Genomic DNA, 450 nt, shown 5'->3' on the forward strand with positions numbered 1-450 from the left:
GCGAACCTGATCGCGTTTTTGATCTCGCCGCGTGCGGCGGCGATCAGCGGGGCAGAGTACGTGATCGACGGCGGAACGATTCCCACCGCGTAAGACTGATCCATCGGGACACCGATACGATCCTGCGGTACTCATCGCCCGGGCACCCTGTGCGTCCTGGTGTACCGCTGCTGCGTTGGGGCGTGCGCTCCGCGCCGCGGAAGCCGCTGCCATCCGGTCTTGACCCGTGACGCCTTTGGCCCTCGCGGGCCTGCGCGCTCCGCTTGCCGATAGTGAAGCTGCGAGGGCGAGTCGTAAGGCTGTCGGTTTCCATCGCCGTTTTGAGGCGTCGAGCCCGTTGCAATATAAGAAGCGAATCCGATTGTTGCACGCGATCGCTGCTGGTTCGTAGTCACGACGGTGCGACGTCGATTGTCTTCAGCGCATAGATTAGGCTCGCCTGTTCGGTCT

Annotated in this window: 1 pseudogene; it reads left to right on the forward strand. The window is 62.9% G+C overall.

What is annotated here, in order from left to right:
• Positions 1-93, forward strand: a pseudogene (locus tag ACLFKU_RS44175) (short-chain dehydrogenase); the annotation flags it as partial.
• Between the last annotated feature and the right edge of the window lie 357 nt (positions 94-450).

This window comes from Paraburkholderia sp. EG304 (genome assembly GCF_046543485.1).
GTDB lineage: Bacteria > Pseudomonadota > Gammaproteobacteria > Burkholderiales > Burkholderiaceae > Paraburkholderia > Paraburkholderia youngii.